At 61.8% G+C, this 23,186-nt stretch carries 24 protein-coding genes; 11 read left to right on the top strand and 13 right to left on the bottom strand.

Translation table 11 applies throughout. The annotated features are described in order from the left end of the window. Window positions 1–156: 156 nt before the first annotated feature. Window positions 157–318, bottom strand: coding sequence for a hypothetical protein (locus tag NKJ57_RS18750; RefSeq protein WP_023691300.1), 162 nt, complete (start codon window positions 316–318; stop codon window positions 157–159). Between the two features lie 185 nt (window positions 319–503). Here NKJ57_RS18750 and NKJ57_RS18745 point away from each other — a divergent pair, with 185 nt between their 5' ends. Next, window positions 504–695 carry a DUF3606 domain-containing protein gene (locus NKJ57_RS18745; RefSeq protein WP_023668952.1) on the top strand — a complete coding sequence of 64 codons (192 nt, stop codon included), beginning with the start codon at window positions 504–506 and terminating at the stop codon, window positions 693–695. Window positions 696–1,042: 347 nt separating this feature from the next. On the opposite strand, the gene NKJ57_RS18740 is transcribed toward NKJ57_RS18745, so the two are convergent. After that, complete coding sequence (locus NKJ57_RS18740; RefSeq protein WP_023668954.1) at window positions 1,043–1,765, bottom strand: hypothetical protein; 723 nt, start codon at window positions 1,763–1,765, stop codon at window positions 1,043–1,045. Between the two features lie 431 nt (window positions 1,766–2,196). On the opposite strand from NKJ57_RS18740, the gene NKJ57_RS18735 reads away from it, so the two are divergent. From NKJ57_RS18735 to rimO, 6 genes are all read left to right on the top strand, one after another. Beyond that, window positions 2,197–2,586: a sugar 3,4-ketoisomerase gene (locus tag NKJ57_RS18735; RefSeq protein ID WP_023832183.1), complete on the top strand. Its 390-nt coding sequence runs from the start codon at window positions 2,197–2,199 to the stop codon at window positions 2,584–2,586. After that, on the top strand, window positions 2,483–3,850 hold the full coding sequence (locus NKJ57_RS18730) for an FAD-dependent oxidoreductase (RefSeq protein ID WP_352573748.1): 1,368 nt from the start codon (window positions 2,483–2,485) through the stop codon (window positions 3,848–3,850). The genes NKJ57_RS18735 and NKJ57_RS18730 overlap by 104 nt, the downstream gene beginning before the upstream one ends. Next, on the top strand, window positions 3,851–4,777 hold the full coding sequence (locus tag NKJ57_RS18725; RefSeq protein ID WP_352512008.1) for a glycosyltransferase family 2 protein: 927 nt from the start codon (window positions 3,851–3,853) through the stop codon (window positions 4,775–4,777). Between the two features lie 119 nt (window positions 4,778–4,896). Further along, window positions 4,897–5,304 carry a DUF930 domain-containing protein gene (locus NKJ57_RS18720; RefSeq protein ID WP_352512010.1) on the top strand — a complete coding sequence of 136 codons (408 nt, stop codon included), beginning with the start codon at window positions 4,897–4,899 and terminating at the stop codon, window positions 5,302–5,304. Window positions 5,305–5,566: 262 nt separating this feature from the next. Further along, window positions 5,567–6,226, top strand: a complete 660-nt coding sequence (locus NKJ57_RS18715) for a TerC family protein (RefSeq protein WP_023682529.1) — start codon at window positions 5,567–5,569, stop codon at window positions 6,224–6,226. Window positions 6,227–6,367: 141 nt separating this feature from the next. Next, window positions 6,368–7,681 carry a 30S ribosomal protein S12 methylthiotransferase RimO gene (gene rimO / locus NKJ57_RS18710; RefSeq protein ID WP_023691314.1) on the top strand — a complete coding sequence of 438 codons (1,314 nt, stop codon included), beginning with the start codon at window positions 6,368–6,370 and terminating at the stop codon, window positions 7,679–7,681. 139 nt (window positions 7,682–7,820) lie between these two features. On the opposite strand, the gene NKJ57_RS18705 is transcribed toward rimO, so the two are convergent. From NKJ57_RS18705 to NKJ57_RS18670, 8 genes are all read right to left on the bottom strand, one after another. Continuing rightward, window positions 7,821–8,888 carry a BMP family ABC transporter substrate-binding protein gene (locus NKJ57_RS18705; RefSeq protein WP_023668961.1) on the bottom strand — a complete coding sequence of 356 codons (1,068 nt, stop codon included), beginning with the start codon at window positions 8,886–8,888 and terminating at the stop codon, window positions 7,821–7,823. A gap of 50 nt (window positions 8,889–8,938) precedes the next feature. Beyond that, window positions 8,939–9,859, bottom strand: coding sequence for an ABC transporter permease (locus tag NKJ57_RS18700; RefSeq protein WP_023668962.1), 921 nt, complete (start codon window positions 9,857–9,859; stop codon window positions 8,939–8,941). Next, window positions 9,859–10,983 (bottom strand): ABC transporter permease, encoded by a 1,125-nt coding sequence (locus tag NKJ57_RS18695; RefSeq protein WP_352512012.1) that lies wholly within the window; start codon window positions 10,981–10,983, stop codon window positions 9,859–9,861. Before NKJ57_RS18695 ends, NKJ57_RS18700 begins: the two co-directional genes overlap by 1 nt. Further along, window positions 10,980–12,557, bottom strand: coding sequence for an ABC transporter ATP-binding protein (locus tag NKJ57_RS18690; RefSeq protein WP_352512014.1), 1,578 nt, complete (start codon window positions 12,555–12,557; stop codon window positions 10,980–10,982). Before NKJ57_RS18690 ends, NKJ57_RS18695 begins: the two co-directional genes overlap by 4 nt. Window positions 12,558–12,771: 214 nt before the next feature. Further along, entirely contained in the window at window positions 12,772–13,749 is a 978-nt protein-coding gene (locus tag NKJ57_RS18685) for a quinone oxidoreductase family protein (RefSeq protein WP_023741224.1), read from the bottom strand. 18 nt (window positions 13,750–13,767) lie between these two features. Continuing rightward, on the bottom strand, window positions 13,768–14,598 hold the full coding sequence (gene pcsA, locus NKJ57_RS18680; protein WP_023682522.1) for a phosphatidylcholine synthase: 831 nt from the start codon (window positions 14,596–14,598) through the stop codon (window positions 13,768–13,770). Beyond that, on the bottom strand, window positions 14,595–15,209 hold the full coding sequence (locus tag NKJ57_RS18675; protein WP_023706821.1) for a DUF1326 domain-containing protein: 615 nt from the start codon (window positions 15,207–15,209) through the stop codon (window positions 14,595–14,597). Before NKJ57_RS18675 ends, pcsA begins: the two co-directional genes overlap by 4 nt. Before the next feature lie 14 nt (window positions 15,210–15,223). Continuing rightward, a complete protein-coding gene (locus tag NKJ57_RS18670) occupies window positions 15,224–16,111 on the bottom strand; it encodes a DUF2182 domain-containing protein (RefSeq protein ID WP_352512016.1) in 888 nt (295 codons plus the stop codon). Window positions 16,112–16,206: 95 nt separating this feature from the next. On the opposite strand from NKJ57_RS18670, the gene NKJ57_RS18665 reads away from it, so the two are divergent. Beyond that, the gene (locus tag NKJ57_RS18665; RefSeq protein WP_352512018.1) at window positions 16,207–17,418 is read left to right on the top strand and encodes a UbiH/UbiF family hydroxylase; all 1,212 of its coding nucleotides are present in this window, start codon (window positions 16,207–16,209) and stop codon (window positions 17,416–17,418) included. On the opposite strand, the gene NKJ57_RS18660 is transcribed toward NKJ57_RS18665, so the two are convergent. Then, window positions 17,395–18,357 (bottom strand): AEC family transporter, encoded by a 963-nt coding sequence (locus tag NKJ57_RS18660; protein ID WP_352512019.1) that lies wholly within the window; start codon window positions 18,355–18,357, stop codon window positions 17,395–17,397. The two genes, NKJ57_RS18665 and NKJ57_RS18660, sit on opposite strands and share 24 nt — an antisense overlap. 224 nt (window positions 18,358–18,581) lie before the next feature. Here NKJ57_RS18660 and hspQ point away from each other — a divergent pair, with 224 nt between their 5' ends. Next, on the top strand, window positions 18,582–18,905 hold the full coding sequence (gene hspQ / locus NKJ57_RS18655; protein WP_023668971.1) for a heat shock protein HspQ: 324 nt from the start codon (window positions 18,582–18,584) through the stop codon (window positions 18,903–18,905). Window positions 18,906–18,987: 82 nt separating this feature from the next. On the opposite strand, the gene NKJ57_RS18650 is transcribed toward hspQ, so the two are convergent. Beyond that, window positions 18,988–19,611, bottom strand: a complete 624-nt coding sequence (locus NKJ57_RS18650; RefSeq protein WP_023668972.1) for an invasion associated locus B family protein — start codon at window positions 19,609–19,611, stop codon at window positions 18,988–18,990. A 260-nt stretch (window positions 19,612–19,871) separates the two neighbouring features. Between NKJ57_RS18650 and NKJ57_RS18645 the strand changes: the two genes are divergently transcribed. Together NKJ57_RS18645 and NKJ57_RS18640 are read left to right on the top strand one after the other, a co-directional pair. Then, window positions 19,872–21,692, top strand: coding sequence for an extracellular solute-binding protein (locus NKJ57_RS18645; RefSeq protein WP_352512020.1), 1,821 nt, complete (start codon window positions 19,872–19,874; stop codon window positions 21,690–21,692). Window positions 21,693–21,741: 49 nt separating this feature from the next. Then, window positions 21,742–22,422: a DsbA family oxidoreductase gene (locus NKJ57_RS18640; RefSeq protein ID WP_023755261.1), complete on the top strand. Its 681-nt coding sequence runs from the start codon at window positions 21,742–21,744 to the stop codon at window positions 22,420–22,422. 6 nt (window positions 22,423–22,428) lie between these two features. On the opposite strand, the gene NKJ57_RS18635 is transcribed toward NKJ57_RS18640, so the two are convergent. Next, window positions 22,429–22,863, bottom strand: coding sequence for a hypothetical protein (locus NKJ57_RS18635; RefSeq protein WP_023682515.1), 435 nt, complete (start codon window positions 22,861–22,863; stop codon window positions 22,429–22,431). Window positions 22,864–23,186 lie beyond the last annotated feature (323 nt).

Genomic DNA, 23,186 nt, shown 5'->3' with positions numbered 1-23,186 from the left:
CCTCCGCCAGATATTTGGCTACCGTGCTGAATTGCCTCTGTATTTTCAAAGAGGGCCAAATCTTTCCTAAGTTATTCCTAACTTCCTAAAACGAAGAAGCCTGCCACCGCGAGGCAGCGGGCCAGCGTGAGCGCAAACGTTGCGCCAGCCTCAGGATCAACGTTCGTCCTGGCGATAGAGCCGTTTGGTCGCGCGGTCGCTTTCCATGCGTTCTGCAGGACCACGGTGGCGTCGGGTCATAAGAACGTATGCCATCAATAGGGCCAGCAACAGTGGCCCACCAGCAACGACGATCAACCACATCACACTTTCAAACATGAGGCATCTCCTTCACGTCACAACCGTCAAGGAGAAGAACCGTTCCGTTCAAAGTTACAGCAACACCAGCACCTCCTGCGACTGAGGGCCGTTTCCCATGTGACCGTTTCGGAAATCCGGGCTCCGCTGCAACAAAAGGCTGCGGCTGCACGTTGCGGTTGATCATTCAACCAGGAGCAAAGCAAATGGCCGACGACAAAACGAAGACGGACTTCCGCGATCGGGACCGCGTCTCTGCCGATGAGGATTATGAAGTCGAGTATTTCGCCACCAAGGCCGGCATCACCCCGCAGCAGGTCAAGGAATTGATCGCGAAGCACGGCAACCGACGCGAGACGCTGGAGCGGGAAGCGAAGGCTCTGGGGAGCGGTAGGTAGGCCGGCATGCCAGAGTACCAGGTGGAAGAGTGGCATGGAGAGGAGTGTGTCTCAACTCAGGCCACGAGCACCGATGATCCGTTATCTGCGGTAGAGAAGGTCACGGGCCAAAGGGTGTCGCCTAGAGCGCTTCAGGAGCATTGGTTTCGTGTGGTCGATGAAGATGCGCGAAGCACGCATGAATTCAGCCTTGAGGACGGCGGCCCGGCTGGAGATTTCGCAAAATAGCCATGACCAGAATCTCGGACCTGCATTGGGACCAACGCTGCAGATAGGCGAGAAAGGTGCAGCCGCCGGGCGGACCCGACGGCTTATCGTCGATTGGATCGCTGCCGCCGCATGGGGCCTTAAGGCGCGGCCGGCGCCAGCTTGGCGGCTACTTGGTCGATCTTGTCGGCAAGTACGCTATTGGCCCAATCTGTCACCTCAGGGTCAACGGGCTTGTTGGCCATTTGGGCAAGGGCTGCATCGATCGATGGGACGTTGGCAGCGGCAGCTGTGGCGGCGGTCTGAGCAGCGGCCGCATCCTGGGTGGCGTCATCGAGCGCTGCCTGTGCTGCATCGAGGTCGGCCTGCGTCGGGACATCTTCGGGCGGGGTATTCGGGTCAGCCGCTTTCGCATTCAGCGCGTCGAGCGCCGCTTTGGCGTCGGCAACCGCCTGATTAGCGGCATCGAGCGCCGATTGAGCGTTCTTGGCTATTGCCGACTGTGTCACAAAAGCCTGCACGCCAGCGAAGTTCTTGCTCTTGGAGTGCATAAAGGCGTTGGCGTTGCGCTGCAGTGAGTTCAATCGGCCCAGCTTGGCATGGATATTCTTTTCCTTGGACACTGAACCGGTAGCGGCCTTGGCGACCTGGCCCTTGGCGGATGCCGACTTGCCGAGCGAACCGCCGCCTCCGCCATTGCCGCCAGCATTACCGTTTCCTCCGCTATTGCCATTGCCATTGCCGTTACCGTTACCATTGCCATGGCCGTTACCATGGCCGTTGCCACCAGCAGCAGCCAGGGCCGGCGACACCAGAAGCGAGAACACCGCAAATGCAGCAAAAAGGGTCTTTCGGGATGTCATAACTACCTCCGAGATTGCCACCGCCACTAACCGCTATAGCGGGCAACATGAGGAATCGCTAACACAAAGGGTAAACTTGGATATAGCTGTGCTTTCATTGCGAGAACGAAGCGGCCGGCCGGCGAAACGCCAACCAGCATAACTCTTTGAAATTGCTGAAGTAGATCACCCTCGTTGGGACCGGCCGGCCTTCCGAACTCAAAGGTCCTAGACCGCTCGGACCAAGGTCTTAAGCCGTGGTTTCGGCCGCGACTCAGAAGTCGTGACGGCGCGGCGACCTTCGGTAGTCGGCACCGTATCGGCCTGAGGCCGAGCTCGACATCGATCCGCTGCTGTGTCCCAAAACACCGCCTAAGTGGTTGTATTCTCTGTCTTTTGATATAAGCGCTAGTCTGAGGTAAATTTCGACCGGCATCTGGCGGGCTTACGTTATGCAGCATCGAACGTTCTTTGGCGGCAAGGTCACCGAGATCCCCACTTCGTTACATTGCGATCCCAGGGGAATGCTGACCGCTATCGAGTTCAGCGGTTACAATTTCCAAGCCGTGCGGGCGTTCGTCGTCACCGCGCCGCGCGGCACGTCGCGGGGCGGACATGCACACGGCTCGGGCCGGCAATTGATGATGCAGCTGTCGGGCCAGATCGGCATCGAATTTCGCTATCAGGAACAGATCGAACGGCTGACGCTCACCGCATCGAACCGCGCGGTGCTGGTCGATGCCCCGGTGTGGGCGCTGCAGACCTATGAAGGCGAGAACCCGTCTTTGCTGGTTTTCTGCGATACCGAATACGACCCTGAAAACTACGTATCGAACCCCTGATGACACTCATCGGGAAAGGAGAGGCCGCGATGCGCGCCAGGACATGACAGCGCCTCGCGGCAGAATGGCTATTCTCGGCGCCGGCATCATGGGCGTCAGCCTCGCTCTCATGATGGCCCGCAGAGGCTACGCGGTGTCCCTCTTCGACAAGGAGAGCGAGCCGATGGCCTGCGCCAGCCGTTGGAACGAGGGCAAGATTCATCTCGGCTATCTCTACGGGAACGATCCCTCGCTGCTGACCGCCCGGCATCTGCTTTCGGGAGGACTGTGTTTCGGCAGGCTTGTTTCCGAGCTGATCGGAAGCAATCTGGAAGCGCACACGACCCTTTCGGAAGACCTTTATCTGGTCCATCGCAACTCGATCGTCGCTGCCGAGGCGCTGGGGGCGATCTTTGAACGTGTGGATGTATTGGTGCGCAGCCACGCTGACGCCACCAGCTACCTTGCCGACGTATCGGCGGCGCGATCGAATCGGCTTTCCAAAACTGAATTGGCCGATGTCACCAACTCGGACCAGATCGTCGGGGGCTTCCAGGTGCCGGAGCGATCCGTCAACACGCGATGGGTTGCCGACCGGCTTTGCGCGGCGCTTCGGGGTGAACCCAATATCAGCTTGCGGATGGCGTCCAAAGTCCTGTCGGCACAGCCGGTGGACGGAATTGACGGGAAATGGCGCGTGGCGGTCGCAAGCGAAAAAAGTGAGGCGTTCGACATCGTCGTCAATTGCCTTTGGGAGGGGCGGCTGGCTGTCGACCGCACGGCCGGCATCGAGCCGGTTCCCGGATGGTCGCACCGCTACAGGCTTTGCCTGTTCGGCCGCACCAGCCAGCCTGTCGATGTGCCGTGCGCGGTCGTCGCCCTTGGCCCGTTCGGCGACATAAAAAACTATGACGGGCGCAACTTCTATCTCTCCTGGTACCCGAGCGGGTTGCTTGCGGAGAGTGGCGTATTGTCGATCGAAACGCCACAAGCGCTCGATGCCGACGCACGACAGCGGTTCATCGGCGACGTTCGCGCCACGCTCACTCGGTTGGTGCCCGTTGTTTCCAGCATGTTCGACGATGCCGAGGAGCTTGAGGTACGCGGCGGCTTCGTGTTTGCGCAAGGGCGTGGTTCGCTCAGCGACCCGAAAGCCACGATCCATCGCCGCGACCAATTCGGGGTCAACCGCCTGGGCAACTACATCTCGGTCGACACAGGTAAATATTCGACGGCGCCGTGGCTTGCCGACAGGCTGGCGCGGCAAATCTGCGGGATCGAGTGAATGGGTGAGACAGAACAGGGCGGCGCGAAGCAGGTAGCGCAGAAACAAGTCCAGCTTCGATCCGGCTGGCGGCCGAAGGTCACGGCGCTGGTGCCGTGCTACAATTCGGCGGCATTCATTTCGCGTACGCTGGACAGCCTCGCCGCGCAGACCTGGGACAATATCGAGATCCTGGTCGGCGAGGACAATTCGACCGACGCGACATTCGAGATCGTTTCAGCCTTCGCCGGCGGCCGCGACGATGTCTGTATCCTGCGCCGGGACAAAAACCTGGGATGGCTGAAGAACTCCAACGATCTGATGGCCAATGCCAGCGGCGAATTGATGTTCTTTGCCTTCCATGACGACGTCATCGATCCAACCTATATCGAGGCGCTGGTGCGGGCGCTCGATGCCAATCCCGCGGCCGTACTGTCGTTCAGCGACGTCGAAGTGATCGAAGTCAGCGGCGAAAGTGCCACGTGGAAGTTCGACCTGCTGGAGGGCTTGCAGGACGGTTTTGCGCGTGGCCGGGCGATGGCGCGCCAGCCGCATGGATGGTGGGTTCCCAATCGTGGGATATTCAGGGCCTGGGCGTTCCACCGTAGCGGCGGGATCAAGCCCAACAGCCAAGGCGAATTCAGCGCCGACTGGACCTGGCTTCTGCATCTGTCGCTGCTCGGCGGCTTTGTCCGCGTGCCGCAAGTGCTCTGCCACAAATACTACCGGGCGGGCAGCATCAGCCGGCGCTGGGACCGCAACAGCACCCAACGAAGGGCCTTGCGGGCGGCGGGGATAAGGGAGGTCTGGCACAGCGAGGCCGGCCTTGCACAAAGAGCCTTCCTCGCTGTCTATATCGCCTTGCGGCCGTGGCGGTGGGTGCCGCGATCGCGAGAAGCGCAAAGATGGCGAAACAGGCAATCGGTGCATGGCAGCCCGGACAATTAAGAATGGCGCCGGCGACGTGTCAAAGCGGCTGCGCCAAGACACCCTGCCCGGCCAACGACGATTTCCGCGCATATCCGGCTGCCCCAAAATGGCACTCCGGTTGATTTTTCACGCGAGTTATGGTCGTTCTCCCGCCCATGAAAAAACTATTCCTTGCGGCGCTGGCCTCGGTGACGCTGGCCTCGCCCGCCCACGCGATGGACGCCGCCCTGCGCGCCGGCCTGCTGAAACTCGACCCGGAGACCCGGCTGGAGCAGAGATGCGACGCCGAAGTGCTCGACCGCATCAGCCATGACGACCACAAGTACAAGGCAGACCGCGTCGTCGCCTACGCCTTCGCGACGCCGGAAATGAAAGCCGATGTCATCCGCAGCCCGGGTGCTGCCTTCCGCAGCAAGGGACAGTGGTACCGGCTGAAGTTCAAATGCGAGACGGCGCCGGACCATATGGAGGTCCTGCAGTTCCGTTACCGCATCGGCGACGAGATTCCGGAAGCCGACTGGGCGAAGTACAATCTCTACGACTGAATTCGCTGCGACCAGAATTCTCTCTGGCAGAACGACCTTCCGTATTCCCGTGGCTTTCAGCGTCGGCCGTTAGAGCGGTTCAGCTTTTTATAGAGCAGCTGACTCACTCTAACTCTTTGTTTTTGCCTGATTTGGGGCGGGAAACCGCTAGGGACTTTTCCTGGAATCGCGCCGGCAGTCTCTTGACGCGCGGGAACCATACACGTTAGGGCGTCGGCATATCCGACGACGAACACGCCGATACAGCAAGGGGCTCCGGTCGATGGACATTTTCAGCGCTGCAAGCATGACCGCTCTCCTCCAGGTCATCGCCATCGATCTGGTGCTTGCCGGCGACAATGCCATCGTCATCGGCCTTGCCGCCGCCGGCCTGCCGGTCGAGCAGCGCAAGAAAGCCATCCTGATCGGCGTGTTGGCGGCGACTGTGCTGCGCATCCTGTTTGCCGCCGTCACCGTCAAGCTTCTTGCCATTGTCGGCCTGCTGCTGGCCGGCGGCATCCTTTTGTTGTGGGTGTGCTGGAAGATGTGGCGCGAGCTGCGGACGTCGCATGCCGACGAGTTCGAGGCGACCGAGGCGCTGTCCGATTCCGACCTCAACAGCGACAGAACGGTGGGGGGCAAGGCGCCGCGCAAGACGCTCGGCCAGGCGGCCCTGCAGATCGTCGTCGCCGATGTTTCGATGTCGCTGGACAATGTGCTGGCGGTCGCCGGTGCGGCGCGCGATCATTTTCCGGTGCTTGTCATAGGCCTGGTGCTGTCGATCGCCTTGATGGGCTTGGCCGCGAGCTTCATTGCCAAGCTGCTGCACCGCCACCGCTGGATCGCTTATGTCGGCTTGCTGATCATTCTCTACGTCGCGATCGATATGGTCTATCGCGGCCTCGTCGAGGTCTGGCCGCATGTCAGTCCTGTGGTGAGCTGACGCTGCCGGTCCTACAGCTTCTGTATAGTACGGGTATCTGCCGGAGGCAGTGGTCGCGTTCGCCGCAGCCGCTGCCCATACCAATGCCGCAATAAGTGTGGTACTGGCCGCCGATCCCGAAAAAACCCGGAATGTTTTCTCATGTCTGCGCCTCGCGTCAGTTTCGTCAGCCTTGGATGCCCGAAGGCGCTTGTGGATTCCGAGCGCATCATCACGCGCCTGCGCGCCGAAGGCTATGAGATCGCGCGCAAGCATGACGGCGCCGACCTTGTCGTCGTCAACACCTGCGGCTTTCTCGATTCAGCCCGCGACGAATCGCTCAACGCCATTGGTTCGGCGCTTTCGGAAAACGGCCGGGTGATCGTCACCGGCTGCCTCGGCGCCGAGCCGGACGTCATCCGAGAGAAGCACCCCAACGTCCTCGCCATCACCGGCCCGCAGGCCTATGAGAGCGTGATGGCCGCGGTGCATGAGGCGGCGCCGCCCAGCCACGATCCCTATATCGACCTTCTGCCGCCGCAAGGCGTCAAGCTGACGCCGCGCCACTACGCCTATCTCAAGATTTCCGAAGGCTGCAACAACCGCTGCACCTTCTGCATCATTCCCGCACTGCGCGGCGACCTCGTCTCGCGCCCGGCGGCCGATGTGCTGCGCGAGGCCGAGAAGCTGGCCAAGGCCGGGGTCAAGGAATTGCTGGTCATCTCGCAGGACACCAGCGCCTACGGCATCGACATCAAGTACCAGACGTCGATGTTCGGCGACCGCGAAGTGCGGGCGAAATTCCTCGACCTGTCGGAGGAGCTGGGCAAGCTCGGCATCTGGGTACGCATGCACTATGTCTACCCCTACCCGCATGTCGCCGATGTCATCCCGCTGATGGCGGATGGAAAAATCCTTCCCTATCTGGACATCCCCTTCCAGCACGCCTCGCCGCAGGTGCTGAAGAACATGCGCCGTCCAGCCCATGGCGAAAAGACGCTGGAGCGCATTCGCGGCTGGCGCGAGGTGTGTCCCGACCTCGCGATACGCTCGACCTTCATCGTCGGCTTTCCCGGCGAGACGGACGAGGATTTCGAGATGCTGCTCGACTGGCTGGACGAAGCCAGGATCGACCGCGCCGGCTGCTTCAAATACGAGCCGGTCAGAGGCGCCCGTTCCAACGATCTCGGCCTCGAACAAGTGCCGCAGGAGATCAAGGAAGCGCGCTGGCACCGCTTCATGCAGCGCCAGCAGAAGATCTCGGCGACGCAACTGGCCAAGAAGGTCGGCAAGCGCCTGCCGGTGCTGATCGACGAGGCGCACGGCACCTCGGCCAAGGGCCGCACCAAATACGACGCACCCGAGATCGACGGCTCGGTGCACATCCAGTCGCGCCGTCCGCTGCGCCAAGGCGACATCGTCACGGTCAAGATCGACCGCGCCGACGCCTACGACCTTTACGGCTCGGCGGTTTAGAAAATTACCAAAAAGGGCGCCTCCCGGCGCCCTCGGATTTTTGGCACAGCCCTCGGCGCGGTTTCGCAGTCGAAGCGTGCAGCCCGCGAAGTGAAAAAGGGCGCCGGGCGGCGCCCCTTCTCTTTTGCGTTTCCGATACTTACTGCGGCAACTTGTCGTCGACGCCCTTCACATAGAAGTTCATGCCGAGCAGCGTGCCGTCGTCGGCTACTTCGCCGTCCTTGAGCCACGGCGTGCCGTCCTGCTTGGCGACCGGTCCTGTGAATGGGTTCCAGCCATCTGCGATTTTCTTGGCGGTTGCCTCGGCCATCGCCTTCACATCGTCCGGCATGTTGGTGAAGGGCGCCAGCTTGACGGCGCCGTCCTTGATGCCGAGCCAGACATTGTCAGGCTTCCAGGTGCCGTCGAGCGCTGCCTGAACGCGGCTGATGTAATACGGCCCCCATTCGTCTGTCAGCGAGGTCAGCTGCGCGTTCGGCGCGAACTTGATCATGTCGGAGGACTGGCCGAAGCCGTGCAGCTTGCGCTCTTCCGCCACCTGCAGTGCCGCAGTGGAATCGGTGTGCTGGACGATGATGTCGGCGCCCTGGTCGAACAGCGCCTTGGCCGCGTCGGCTTCCTTGCCCGGATCGAACCAGGAGTTCACCCAGACGATCTTGGCCTTGAAGTTCGGGTTGACCGACTGCGCGCCGAGCATGAAGGAGTTGATGCCCATCACCACTTCGGGGATCGGGAAGGAAACGATATAGCCGGCGACCCCTGCCTTCGATTCCTTGGCGGCGATCTGGCCGAGCACGTAGCGGCCTTCATAGAAGCGCGCATTGTAGATGCCGAGATTGTCAGCGGTCTTGTAGCCGGTGGCGTGCTCGAACATCACTTTGGGGAACTTCTTGGCGACCTTCACTTCCGGGTCCATGAAGCCGAAAGAGGTGCCGAAGATGATCTTGCAGCCTTCGCGCGCCAGACGCTCGAAAGCGCGATCGGCATCGGGACCTTCCGAGACGTTCTCGAGATAGGCGGTTTCGACCTTGTCGCCGAGCGCCTTCTCCACCTCGAGGCGGCCTTGGTCGTGCTGGTAGGAATAGCCGAAATCGCCGATCGGGCCGGTGTAGACCCAGCATGCCTTCAACTTGTCGGCGGCCTGCGCCGACGCCGCCAGTGACATGGCGGCGGTCGTGGTCATCAACGCGATAAACAGTTTTTTCATTGTGTTACCTCTCTGAGTTTAGCCTTGGAGCTTCCCGTTTGTTTTTGTTGTCAACGATCCGGAACGAATGGCTGCCCCAAGGAAGCCGGCGTGTTCATCATCGTCAGACGCTTGTTGCGCGAGATTAGAACGAGAACCACGACGGTTGCCAGATAGGGCAGAGAAGAAAGCAGCTGCGAAGGCACCGGAATGCCAAATGCCTGTGCATGAAGCTGGCCGATCCACACCGCGCCGAAGATGTAGGCGCCGGCGAGCACGCGCCACGGCCGCCAGGAGGCGAAGACGACCAGCGCCAGCGCGATCCAGCCGCGGCCCGCGCTCATGTTCTCCACCCATTGCGGCGTGTAGACCAGCGACAGATGGCCGCCGGCAAGGCCGGCGCAGGCGCCGCCGAAGATGACCGCGAGATAGCGGTAGCGGATGACTTTGATGCCGAGCGCATGCGCCGATGTGTGGCTGTCGCCGATCGAGCGCAGAGTGAGGCCGGTGCGGGTCTTGAACAGGAACCACATGACGGCCGCCGTCAGCGCGATCGAGATGTAGAAGATCGGGTCCTGGCCGAACAGCAACCTGCCGACCACGGGAATGTCGGTGAGCACCGGAACGTAGAGATTTGGCAGCCTCTCGCCGGGCTGGCCGACGAAGCTGGTTCCCATCATGCCGGACAGGCCGAGGCCGAGCAGCGTCAACGACAGGCCGGTCGCCACCTGGTTGGTGGCGAGCGACAGCGTCATCACCGCAAACAGCAGCGAGAACACCGCGCCCATGGCAATTGCCGCCAACAGGCCGATCCAGGGCGATCCCGTGAGATAACCGGCTCCGAAGCCGCCGACGGCGCCCATGATCATCATGCCTTCGACGCCGAGGTTGAGCACGCCGGAGCGCTCGACCACCAGTTCGCCGATGGCCGCTATTAAAAGCGGCGTCGCCGCCGTGGCGATGGTCAAAAGGATGTTGACGGCGATGTCCATCAGCGGGCTTCCTTCAACTTCGGCGCGGCTTCAAGCTTCGCCGCGCTTTTCGTCAGCGCCATGCCGACCAGACGGATGCGATAGTGGATGAGCGTGTCGCAGCCGAGCACGAAGAACAAAAGCATGCCCTGGAACACGCGTGCCACCTTGTCGGAAATGCCGAGCGCGCTCTGCACCGCCTCGCCGCCGAGATAGGTCAACGCCAGCACCAGGCCGGCGGCGACGATGCCGAGCGGATTGAGCCGGCCGAGGAACGCGACAATAATGGCGGTGAAGCCGTAGCCGGGCGAGATCACCGGCTGTAGCTGGCCGATGGCGCCGGAGACTTCCGAAATGCCGGCAAGCCCAGCCAGCGCGCCTGACAGCAGGAAGGCGAAGAACACCATGCGGTTGAGGCCGAAACCGGCGAAGCGCCCTGCCCTCGGGCTGGAGCCGAGCACGCGGACCTCAAAACCCTTGAGCAGGCGGCTCATCAGCACCCAGACCAGCACGGCTGCAACAAGCGCGAAGACAAAACCCCAATTGGCGCGGCCGGCATCCGGCATCAGTTCCGGCAGGACCGCCGAGTCGTTGAACTGGATCGTCTGCGGGAAACCGTGGCCCTGTGGATCGCGCCAAGGGCCGCGCACCAACCAGTCGAGGAAAAGCTGGGCGACATAGACCAGCATCAGGCTGGTCAGGATTTCGTTGGTGCCGAAGCGCGTCTTTAGGAGAGCCGGGATTGCTGCATAGGCGGCACCGCCGACCATACCGAACAACAGCATCAGCGGCAGCACCAGTGGGCCTTCGAACCCGGGAAACAGCACCGGAATGGCCGAGCCGAAAATGCCGCCGAGGATGAACTGTCCCTCAGCGCCGATGTTCCAGATGTTGGCCTTGTAACAGACCGACAGGCCGACCGCGATCAGGATCAACGGCGCGGCCTTGATCGCCAGTTCATGCAACTGCCAGACCTGGCTGATCGGCTCGATGAAATAGATCTCGAATGCGCTCAGCGGGTTGACGCCGAGCAGCGCGAACAGAACCGCGCCGGCGATGATCGTTAGGGCGAAGGCGATGAAGGGCGACAGCGCCGAAAAGAGCATAGAGCGCTGCGGGCGTTTGACGAGTTCGAGGCGCATCATGCCGTCTCCAGACCATGTTCGGCGTGGCCGGGCTCGGCGCCGCCCATCAACAGACCGACCTTTTCGAAAGTTGCCTCGGCGATCGGCAGCGGTTTCGACAATTCGCCATTGTGCATGACCGCGATCGCGTCCGAAATCTCGAACAGCTCATCGAGGTCCTGGCTGATGACCAGAACTGCCGAGCCGCTGCGCGCCAGTTCGATCAGCGCCTGGCGGATGTGGGCGGCGGCACCGGCGTCGACGCCCCAGGTCGGCTGGTTGACGACCATGACGGCAGGGCTGCGGTCGAGTTCGCGACCGACGATGAATTTCTGCAAATTGCCGCCCGAAAGGGCCGCGGCTTCCGGATCGGGCGCGCTCTTGCGCACATCCATCGCCACGATGATGCGCTGGGCGGCGGCATAGACCGCACCGCTTTTGACCGTGCCGCCCGTGCCGACAAAAACCTTGCCGTCGGTGGCGTGGCGCGACAGGAGCAGGTTCTCCGAAAGCTTCATGCGCGGCGCGGCGCCATGGCCGAGGCGTTCTTCCGGTACGAAGGCAGCGCCCATCAGCCGCCGGCCTGTGATCGAGAGCGAGCCGGCATCCTTGCCGCGGATGCGCACGGATGCGGCGTCCTGCTGCAGCACCTCGCCGGAGACGGATTCGAAGAACTCGCCCTGGCCGTTGCCGGCGACACCGGCAATGCCGATCACCTCGCCGGCGCGCACAGTGAGGTTTATGTTCTTCAGCGGGATCGAAAACGGCGTTGCCGGCTTGCGGCTGAGGGCGCGGATTTCGAGCAATGGCTGCGCGGTCTCGATGCCTTCGGCCGGCGCACGCACCACGGCCTTCACCTCGTTGCCGACCATCATGCGGGCCAGCGACGAAGCCGTTTCCTCGCGCGGGTTGCAATGGCCGACGACCTTGCCGTGACGCAGCACGGTGGCGCGGTCGCAGATGCGTTTGACCTCTTCCAGCCGGTGCGAAATGTAGAGGATGGATTTGCCCTCCGAGCGCAGGCGCTCAAGCGTTTCGAACAGCTTGTCGGCTTCCTGCGGCGTCAGCACCGAGGTCGGCTCGTCGAGGATGATGAGCTGCGGCGTCTGCAACAGGCAGCGGATGATCTCGATGCGCTGGCGTTCGCCGACCGAGAGATCGCCGACAAGCGAGTCCGGATCGAGCGGCAGGCCATAGCTGAAGGAAAGCGCCCTCGCCTTGGCCGCGATCGAGCTGATCGGTGAGCCGTCATCCAGAGACAGAGCGATATTCTCGGCCGCGGTCAGCGCCTCGAACAGCGAAAAGTGCTGAAACACCATGCCGATGCCGAGCTTCTTCGCCATGCCCGGACTGGTGATCCGCACCGCTTCGCCGTTCCAGAATATCTCGCCGGAATTGGGCTCCAGCGAACCGAACAGCATCTTGACCAGCGTCGACTTGCCGGCGCCGTTTTCGCCGAGCAGCGCGTGTATCTCGCCTTTGGCGATGTTGAGGTCGATATGATCGCACGCCGTCAGCGTGCCGAATATCTTGGTCAGGCCACGAACCTCAAGCAGGTTCGCTCCGTCATGATCTGCACTCACAGTGCCTCCCATCCGGTTCCGGATATGTTCTGTGTTCCCGCCAACATCGTATGCGCTGGCCGCTCTCGTGCGAAAGCAGCACCCACCTTGAAAGAGCTTCAAGAATTTCAGCGGAAACTCAAGGGGTAAAGATAGGCCCGTTTCGCACAACAAACCGACCGACCGGTTTTCGTGCAAACAGTGCGTGGGCGCCGCGGCAAAGCACTGAAAGGAAGGCAAACCTCCGTCAGGGGATCAGTATTGTCGTACCCGTGGTCTTGCGCCCTTCGAGATCGGCTTGCGCCTTGCCGGCGTCCTTCAGCGCATAGCGCTGGTTGATCTTGATCTCGACCGCGCCGCTCAACACCACATCGAACAATGCCGCGGCGGAGATTTCGAGGTCTTCACGCTTGGCGTTGTAGACGAACAGCGTCGGCCTGGTAGCGAACAGCGAGCCCTTCTGCGCCAGCAGCGACATCGAAAATGGCGGGATCGGTCCAGAGGACTGACCGAAAGAGACGAACATGCCGAGCGGCTTCAGACAGTCGAGCGAGGCCGGGAATGTGTCGTTGCCGACCGAATCGTAGACGACGTCACATTTCTTGCCGCCGGTGATGGCGGCGACGCCGGCGACGAAATCCTGCTCCTTGTAGTTGATGACATGGTCGAAGCCATGCGCCTTGGCGAGCTCGATCTTGTCGGTTGAGCTTGCCGTGCCGATCACGGTGGCGCCGAGATGTTTTGCCCATTGTCCCAGGATCAGCCCGACGCCGCCGGCGGCGGCATGAAACAGGATGGTGTCGCCTGCCTTCACCTTGAAGGTCCGGCGCAACAGATACTCCGCCGTCATGCCTTTAAGCATCATGCCGGCGGCCTGTTCGTCGCTGATGCGGTCCGGTACCTTGACCACGCGGTCGGCGGCGACAATGCGCTGTTCGGCATAGGCACCGACATTGACGGCATAGGCGATGCGGTCGCCCGGCTTCAGCCAGTCGATGCCTGCGCCGACCTCGAGAACCACACCTGCCGCCTCGCCGCCCGGGATCAGCGGGAAGCCGCCGGGCGGCGGATAGAGGCCGATGCGGTGATAGACATCGATGAAATTGAGGCCGATCGCGGTGTGCCTGACCAGGATCTGCCCGGCGCCGGGTTGTCCCGGATCGGCGTCTTCATAGGTCAGGACTTCCGGACCGCCATGGGCGTGGATACGGATTGCTTTGGACATTTGTGGGCTTTCCTGCGGTCAGGCTTTCTTAGTGTCCGGCTTGGCGCCGAGTTTGGGGAAGAACTGCATGATACCGCCGATGCAGGCGAGGTAAAGTCCGGTGATGGTGATGCCGACCTTGGTAAAGACGCCGACCTGTTCGCCCAAAACGCCGATCTGGTCGTAGAAGGCGGCAAGGGCCGCCTGCGCCAGCGCCAGCGCACCGAAAGCGCACCAGAGCAGCGTCATGCCAAGATTGATTGGCCGCAGCCGCACCACCCGCACGGGATGGATGAAGTTGATCGGCACGAAGGTCAGGATGCCGGCCGCCACGACGACGCCGAAGGACACCCACTGTCCGGGCTCGATGACGAACAGCGTGAACACGACCATATTCCAGACGACCGGAAAGCCTTTGAAGAAGTTCTCCTTCGTCTTCATTCCGGTGTCGGCATAATAGATGGCGCTGGACACCACGATGATGGCCGCCGACAGGAACGACAGCCCTTCGCCCATGAAGCCGCGCTGGTAGAGTGCGAAGGCCGGGATCAGCACGTAGGTGACATAGTCGATGATGTTGTCGAGGAGTTCGCCCGACCAGGTCGGCAAAATCTCCTTGACCTCGAGCTTGCGGGCGATCGGCCCGTCTATGCCGTCGACGAACAGCGCCAGCCCCAGCCACCAGAACATCGCCGTCCAGCGTTGCTCGCTTGCCGCCACCAGCGACAGGAAGGCCAGGAACGAGCCAGACGCGGTCAACAGATGCACCGAGAATGCCCGCGCCTGCGGCCAGGTGACCTTTTTCTTCGGCCTCGGAATCCGGTCGGTGATCTTTTTGGCGGCGTTTCTGGCCGTTGTGTTCTTGCTCACGGGCCCCGCCAATCCAGTTTGCAGATTTCGGCCGAGCGGCCGGCAAAGTTCCAGTTGCGGCCGAAAGCCCGCATCTTGCTCTTGTCGGACCTGGCCACGATGATCTCCGGCGCGATCCAGTATTCCGAGTTGCCGATCACGGTATCCTTCTCGCGATCCTTGCCGGGAATCGGTGTGACCGCCCCGTCGATGATCTTCGGTATCTGGAAAATACGGGTCTTGTCACGCGTCTCGTAGGTGATCGGCACCTGCTCGACGCCGAGGAACTTGCCGACAAGGATCGACAACAGCGCGGTGGTTCCGCCGGCCTTCCCGGTGAAGATCCTGGTCAGCGCTTTCACCGCATAGACGGAGGCTTGCTTGTCGATGAACAGGCCTGCGGTCCAGTTGCCGCGGCTCATATAGCCTGGGATTTCCATGACCAGACCGAGATTGAGGCCGGACAGGTCGACCTCGCCGAAATGGCCTGCGTCGATGCGGAAGCCCGCCCAGGTCTGGCAATAACCCTCCGTCGGCGGATGGCTGCCAAGCGACAGTACGCAAGGACAAAAAACCGTGCAATTGCAGGAGAGTACGAGCTCTCCTTTCATTGCCCAGCCTTGCTCTGCCATGGAATTATCCCCCGTCATGCCGAGACTACTAGCAGGGCGACTGCCCAGACAAGCAGTATCGCACCGGCCACTCGGGTTGGAAGGCTGCCGGTGGTCTGTTTTTCGATCAAGGTGAACAGGCCGATCAGCGCCATCCAGAACACGTTCATCGCGCCGACGGCAAACATCACCAGCATCAGCGCCCAGCAGCAGCCGAGGCACCACAGGCCCTGCTTCAGCCCTAGCCGGAAGATGCCACCCGGCTCCGCGCTCCAGTTGGAAAACAGTGTCGAGAACGGGTTCCGGCATTTTGTCAGGCAGGCCTGCTTGAGGCTGCTGAACTGGTAGAGGCCGGCAACCAGCAGCGCGGCCGCCGCGGCAAGGCCGCTCACCGGATCGAGCAATCGAGCGGAGGACGCAAATGCGTGGACGAGCAACGTCAGCACCGCGAAGCCGATAGAGGCGACAAGCCATGTCGAGAGGTAGCCGGCAACCAGGACCAGCGGGTGGGCCACCGGCTCGCCCTTGATGCAGGCGGTGTCGGCGATTTCACAATAGGTACGGATCATCGGCGCCGCCGACGGCAGCATCGTCGCCACGGCCATCAAAAACCACATCACGATCAGCGCCAGAACCGGTGCGCCGCCGGCATCAAGTGGTGCGGGCGTCAGGCACATGCCGAAGAAGCGGTCGAGGACATCCGGCAGCGGCAGTTGCGGCAGATATCGCAGGACCACATCGCCTGGTACGCCGGGGAGCCGGCCTTCGGCGCCGCGGATCGCCATGGCGCCGAGAATGAACCAGGCGAGCAGAATGCCGCCGGCGATGGCGATGTTGACCGTCAGGCGGGGGCTGCGGGCCAGGCTTGCCGTGGCGCGGCCGGCGCGGTCGAGATGGCTGAAATCGTCCTGCTGGCCGGTCATGACAACCGAATGAGCCTAATCGCCGCGTTGATCAAGCCGCATGGTCTGACCTATATCCATGGGTAGACACCTGCATCGCAAACTGGAAGTCCAATTTGGATCATCGCGAGACAGCACGGATACTGGTAGCCGGCAGCGGCCCTGCCGGACTGATCGCGGCGCTCGGTTTCGCCGAGGCGGGCTTTCCGGTAACCCTGGTCGGACCCGAAGCAGGCGGGCCCGATGGCCGGACCACGGCGCTGATGAACCCTGCTCTCAAGGTTCTCGATCGGCTGGGCGTGCTGGCCGAACTTGCGCCGAAGGCCGCGCCGCTGAAGGTCATGCGCATCGTCGATGCGACCAGCCGGCTGATCCGCAGCCCGGTGGTGACTTTTCGCGCCATAGAGATCGGCGAGGAGCAGTTCGGGCTCAACCTGCCCAATAGTGCGCTGAACCCGACGCTGGCCAAGTCCGTCGCGGCGCATCCCGGCATCGAATGGCTGACGTCGATGGTCGAGAGTTGGCGTCTGGACGCCGATCAGGCGCATGCCGTCTTGACTGATGGTCGCGAAGTCTCGGCCGCGCTTGCGGTCGCTGCCGATGGGCGCCTGTCGCCGGCGCGCGAGGCGGCAGGCATAGTGGCCTCGGTGCGATCCTACCGCCAAGCGGCGCTGGTGCTGAATTTTGGCCATCGCAGCGAACACGGCTTCACCTCGACCGAGTTCCACACAGAGACCGGGCCGTTCACCCAGGTGCCGTTGCCCTGCAACCGCTCCAGCCTCGTCTGGGTGGTGAAACCGGAGGCGGCGAAGGACCTCGCCGCACTCGATGACGCGACGCTTTCCGAGCGTGTCGAGCAGCAGATGCAGTCGATGCTGGGCCGGGTGTCGGTCGAGCCCGGCCGACAAATTTACCCGCTTTCTGCGGCATCACCGGGGCGCTTCGCGCAAAACCGGGTGGCGCTGGTCGGCGAGGCTGCACATGTATTCCCGCCGATCGGAGCCCAAGGTCTCAACCTCGGCATCAGGGACATCGAGGATCTGATTGGAATCGCTGGTGAAAATCGCGGCGACCCCGGCGCCGCGAAGGCCCTGGCCGCCTATGATTCCAGGCGCCGTCCCGACATTCTGGCGCGTTCCGGCGCGGTCAATCTGCTCAACATGTCGCTGCTTTCGGACATGTTGCCGGCGCAGATGGCACGCAGCGCCGGCCTCAATGTGCTCGGCAGTTTCGCGCCGCTGCGCGCCTTTTTCATGCGCGAAGGCTTGAGGCCGGGCAGCGGCTTTGCGGCGCTTACCGGCGGTTCAGGGAAACAGGTCCGGCGGTAAGATGCCGTGGCGGATCATGTAGAGCAGCCCGGTCACTGTCAGCACCGAGAGACAGGTGGTGATCATGACGCTGGCCGAGGCGCGTTGCACCCAGACGCCATATTGCTGGGCGATGACGAAGACGTTGGTTGCGGTCGGTAATGCCGCCAAAAGCACGGCTGAAAAAACCCAGATTTCGGAAAAGTTCCCGATCCAGCTCAGCACGACGTAGCAGAGCAATGGATGCAGGATCAGCTTCAGCGCCGCGATCGACGCCAGTTCATGCGGCACGCGGTTGAGCGGCCGGAGCGCAAGCGTCACGCCCATGGCAAACAGGGCACAAGGGGCGGCCGCCCGAGACAGATATTCGAGCAGGCGATCGACCGGCTGCGGTGGGTGAAAGCCGAGATAGGCGGCGCCGACGCCAAGCGCGGTCGCGATGATGAACGGGTGCAGGACGATTTTCCTGACTACGCCGAGGATGAGCCGCCACGGCGATGTCTTGTCGTCGCCCGACAGCGCCATCATCATGGGCGCGATGGCGAAATGCATGATATTTTCGAAGCAGAAGATCAGCGCGACGGGAACCGCCGCCTGTTCGCCGAAGGCGAGCAGCGCCAGTCCCGGCCCCATATAGCCGATATTGCCATAGGCCGCGGCCAGCGCCTTGATCGTCGATTGGGCGATCTCGCCGCGAGACGCCGTCACCGACCATACGAACATGATCGAGAAGGTCGTGTAGGTGGAAAACACCGAGCCGAAGATGAAGCGCCATTCCGTCAACTGCTCGAACGGCGTCCGGGCCAGCAATTGGAAGAACAGGGCTGGAAGCGCGACATAGACGATGAAGGTGTTCATCCAACCAAGCGCCTCCAGCGGCTGCCAGGTGATGCGTGCGACCAGAAAGCCGATGAAAATCAGCCCGAAAAACGGAAGAACAAGACCGACGACGTCAGACATTTTTGCCTTCGCCCGAAACCCCTGAGCCCGGCTAACCCGTAGCTTCTCCGGGCGTCAAGCGCTTCGGCATTGAATTGATACACGGCCTGCGTCAATAGAACCTGAAACCAGCCCTAAAGTCGGGCTCGATTTTTGATCGCAGCGCGTGTAAATTCAAAGCCTTAGAGGGTCTGCCGCGCATTCCGAGGGACGCCGGGCGCTTTTAAGGCTTAGTGGTGAGTACGATGAAAACAGCCAAATTCTCGATCGGACAAGTGGTTCGCCACCGGCTGTTTCCATTCCGCGGCATCATTTTCGATGTCGATCCGCAATTTGCCAACACCGATGAATGGTACGAGGCGATCCCGGCCGACGTGCGGCCGCGCAAGGACCAGCCGTTCTACCATCTGCTCGCTGAAAACTCGGAAACCGAATACATTGCCTATGTCTCCGAGCAGAACCTGCTCGAGGACCAGTCAGGTGAGCCGGTCCGGCATCCACAGATCGGCGAGATGTTCGACAAGCGGCCGGATGGACGCTACGAGCCGAAACGCCAGTCGAGACACTGACATCACCTTGCATCGACGTGACGACAACAAAAAAGCGGGGCATGACCCCGCTTTTTTGTCGCTCCGGTATCTGTCCCGGCGATTAGTTGGCGGCTTTGGCCTTGGCCTGCTCGTCCTTGAGCTTCTTGGCGAAGTCCTGGTTGTTCTTGACGACGAAATCCTGAAGTTTTTTCTGCCGATCCTCGATGTCCGACTGCTGCAGCGGCGCGCCGTCAAAGGCGCCGCTGAAGCCGGTCAAGGCAACCTTGATTGGATTTGGCTGGCTCTGGAAGTTGATCGAGGTCAGCGTGATCGCCTGTCCCTTCTTGAAGGACGCGACGAGCGCGTCGGTCAGCGGCACTTCTGCAACGCAACGGTCGGCGAAGCAAATGACATAATCCAGCTTCGTCGCCTTGCCGGCGTCTATCTGCAGGGCGATGCCGGGGGGCACCAGGCGACCTGGGGGAACCGTGACCTGGAAGACCTTGCGGTTTACCTTGCCCTTCAACTCGATCAGGCTGACGCCGGTGACGAACTGGCCGTTGCCGGCAGTGATGATGTTCTGGACATTGCAGATGTCGACATCTTCCTGCTTGGTGCAGGCCTTGAACCAACCCTGCGGAATCTGTTGCTGTGCCGAAGCGGTGGGAAGTCCGGCGCCCAGAAAGCCGACCACGCCCGCGGCCAGGACCGAAAGGCGGTATGCGTTGCTGTTCAGGCTCGTCATGTCGTGCATTTCCTCTCAAATGATCCCGGGACCGGCTTCTTCGCGCCGTGTGGTCCTGCTACCTGTTGCCGAATTGAGGCAACAGAATGACTTCGGAGCGCGTGTTACACTGCATGAGCAGCCGAATCCAGCCCGCCGCCTGCAATTCTTGGCCTCGCAATTTGGGTCGTGCGATTTGGATTGATGTATCTGGCCGGAGCGCCGCGGCGCCATGTTAGGGTGCACTCCGAATCATCAAGCCGCCCAGTAAGGAGACGGTCATGGGCCGCATTCTTGTTTGGCTGATCGCCGCAATCTCGTTCTTCGCCTTTGCACCCGGCGTGGCGATGTCGGAACCGAAACATGCCATCGCCATGCAGGGCGAGCCGGCGCTGCCAGCCGACTACCAGCATTTCGACTACGTCAATCCCGATGCGCCCAAGGGCGGCAACATCACTTACTGCGTCGTCGGCAGCTTCGACAATCTGAACCCGTTCATCCTGAAGAGCCTGCGCACCACGGCGCGCGGCATGCAGGACCTCATTTTCGGCAATCTCGTCTTCGAGCCGTTGATGATGCGCAACTACGACGAGGCCTTCACCCTCTATGGCCTGCTCGCAGACACAGCCGATATGGACCTGGAGCGCAAATCGATCGAATTCCACCTTAATCCAAATGCGAAGTGGTCGGACGGTGAGCCGGTGACGCCGGATGACGTGCTGTTCACCTACGATGTCTTCACCGACAAGGGCCGCCCGCCCTACAGGGATCGCATGAGCCTGATCGCCAAGCTCGAAAAGACCGGCGATCACAGCGTGCGCTTCACCTTCAACGACAAGGCCAATCGCGAGACCCCCTTGATCATCGCGCTGACGCCGATCATCCCAAAGCACGCCTTCAACAAGGATATCTTCGACAAGACGACGCTGAAGCCGGTGATCGGCAGCGGTCCCTACACCATCGACAAGGTGCAGCCGGGACAGCGCATCGTCTTCAAGCGCAATCCGAATTACTGGGGCAAGGACATCCCTTCCAAGCGCGGCTTCGACAACTACGACCAGATCACCATCGAGTACTTCCTCAACGCCAATGCCAAGACGGAAGCGTTCAAGAAAGGCATCTGCGCCATTTACGATGAGGGCGATCCGGTCAAGCGCGAGCGCGATATCGATTTTCCCGCCTTTCATCGCGGCCAGGTGATCGCCGAGACCTTCGACACCGGCATACCGCCCGTGGTGACCGGCTTCCTGTTCAACACGCGGCTGGAGAAGTTTTCCAATCCGGAGGTGCGGCGCGCGCTCGGCATGCTCTACGACTTCGAATGGGCCAACAAGAACCTGTTCGGCGGTAAGTACACGCGCACGATGAGCTACTGGCAGAATTCCGAACTTTCCGCGCTCGGCCATCCCGCCAGCGACAGGGAAAAGGCGCTGCTGGCGCCCTACCCCGGCCGCGTGCCGGCCGATGTCATGGACGGCAGCTGGCGCCCGCCGATGAATGACGGCACCGGCCAGGACCGTAAGGTGCTGAAGGTGGCGTTCGACCTGCTGAAGAGCCAGGGCTACACCGTCAAGGACGGGGTCCTGCTGGACCCAAAGGGAAACCCGTTCGGTTTCGAGATCCTGACGGCCTCGCAGGACGAGGAACGCTTTGCCGCCATCTATCAGCGCTCGCTGGAAAAGATCGGCATCGCGGTGACCATCCGCAGCCTCGAGGCCGACCAGATCCAGTCGCGCAAGCAGCGTTTCGACTTTGAGGTTCTTGTCGGGTCGAGCGGGTTCAGCAACTCGCTGTCTCCCGGTATGGAGCAGAACCTTCGCTGGGGTTCTTCAGAGGCCAAAAGAGAAGGTTCATTCAATCTGGCCGGCGTCGCCGATCCGGCGGTCGACGCGGCGATCGACGCGATGCTGAGAGCACGGACCAAGGAAGACTATGTCGCCGCCGTGCGCGTGCTCGACCGATTGCTGATCTCCGGCAATTACATGGTGCCGATGCAGTACAACGCGCAGCAATGGCTCGCTTACTGGAATTACCTGGACCATCCCAAAAAGACGCCCATATTCGGTTATCAATGGCCGACCTGGTGGCGCAAGCCGAACTGAGCGTGGCCGAGATCGGTCTCGCTGAAACGTTCGGCTGCAGGAGATCAAGATGAGCGATGACAATTCCATTACCGTCGACGTGGTTTCCGACGTCGTCTGCCCCTGGTGCTTCGTCGGCCAGAAGCGGCTGGATAAAGCGATTGCCGCTGCCGGCGACGTTGAGGTTCATGTGCGCTGGCGGCCGTTCCAGCTCGACCCGACCATCCCGCCCGAGGGCAAGGACCGGCGCGAATACATGCTGGCCAAATTCGGCAGCGACGAGCGCATCCGTCAGATGCATGCCCGCATAGAGCCGCTCGGCGAAGCCGAAGGCATCGATTTCGCTTTCGACGCCATCAAGGTGGCCGCCAACACGCTGGACGCGCATCGTGTCATCCGCTGGGCCGGTGCCGCCGGTGAAGCCGTGCAGAACCGGCTCGTGCGCCGGCTGTTCCAGCTGTATTTCGAGGAAGGCGGCAATATTGGCGACCACGCCGTGCTGGTCGATGCCGCCCGCGAGGCAGGCATGGACGCTGCCGTGGTCGAAACGCTGTTGCCGACCGATGCCGACGTCGAGGAGGTGCGCACAGAAATCGCCACGGCATCGCGGATGGGGATCACCGGCGTGCCGTGTTTCCTGCTCGAAGGCAAATACGCCGTCATGGGCGCGCAGGACCCCGACACGCTGACGGATGCCATCCGCCAGGTCGCGGCTGCAAAGGCCAAGGGCGAGCTGGAAAAGGCCGGCTGACCGAAGTTATTTCACCGTCACCTTGGCTTTGCTGAGGAAGAAGCCATGCCCGTTGCTGCCCGTGCAGGTCAGTCCCTTGGTTGACGACTGGCAGGTAAACGGCCCTTTGCTCCAGCTGTTGCCATAGGCCAGCTTCGCGACATCGCTGCAGCAGCCCTGCTCTCCCGGATTCTTGATCAAGGTCGCCGGGCCGTTCGGCCCAAGGATCACGGTGACGTAGCTGGGCTCGACGCGCGAACAGCTCAGTTCCGGACCGCCATCCTGTGGTTCGTAGGTGCTGGTGCCGCCCTTCGGCGTGTAGATGCAGCCGATGTTGCCGGACGGAGCATTGAACTCGATTTGCCCTTCGGCGCTTGCCGGAATGGTCTGGCTGACGGCATGCGCAAGAGGCAGCCAGGCAAAGAGCGTCACCATTGCGGGAACGGCTGCGCGTGCAAGCATTGGGGAGCTTCCTTGTTGGGGACCGGACATGCATCGGTGCCGACAGTGCCCGGCAAGGTTCATTCCAGTGCGCTTGATTGTCAAACGGTGTTGAGCTGCAGCTAAAAAGCGTGGGCCAACTCATGAGCAGTCGCCGTGCAGGAGCGACGATCTTGCGTGCCCAACCATGATGGCCGGTGAAATGATTCGGGCGGCCTGGGGCGATCACGGACGGCAATTTTTCGGGCGATCCGGTTAGCGCGCGGTGGGAAAACCGGCCGACGGGCAGGCCTTTTGGTCACAAAGCCGTGTATGAGCCTTCCCTCAGGGAATATATTCGCACA

The sequence above is a fragment of the Mesorhizobium sp. M0077 genome, assembly GCF_040322955.1.
Taxonomy (GTDB): Bacteria; Pseudomonadota; Alphaproteobacteria; order Rhizobiales; family Rhizobiaceae; genus Mesorhizobium.
Note: the sequence above shows the minus strand (reverse complement) of the source record. Positions and strands in the feature narration are given on the sequence as shown.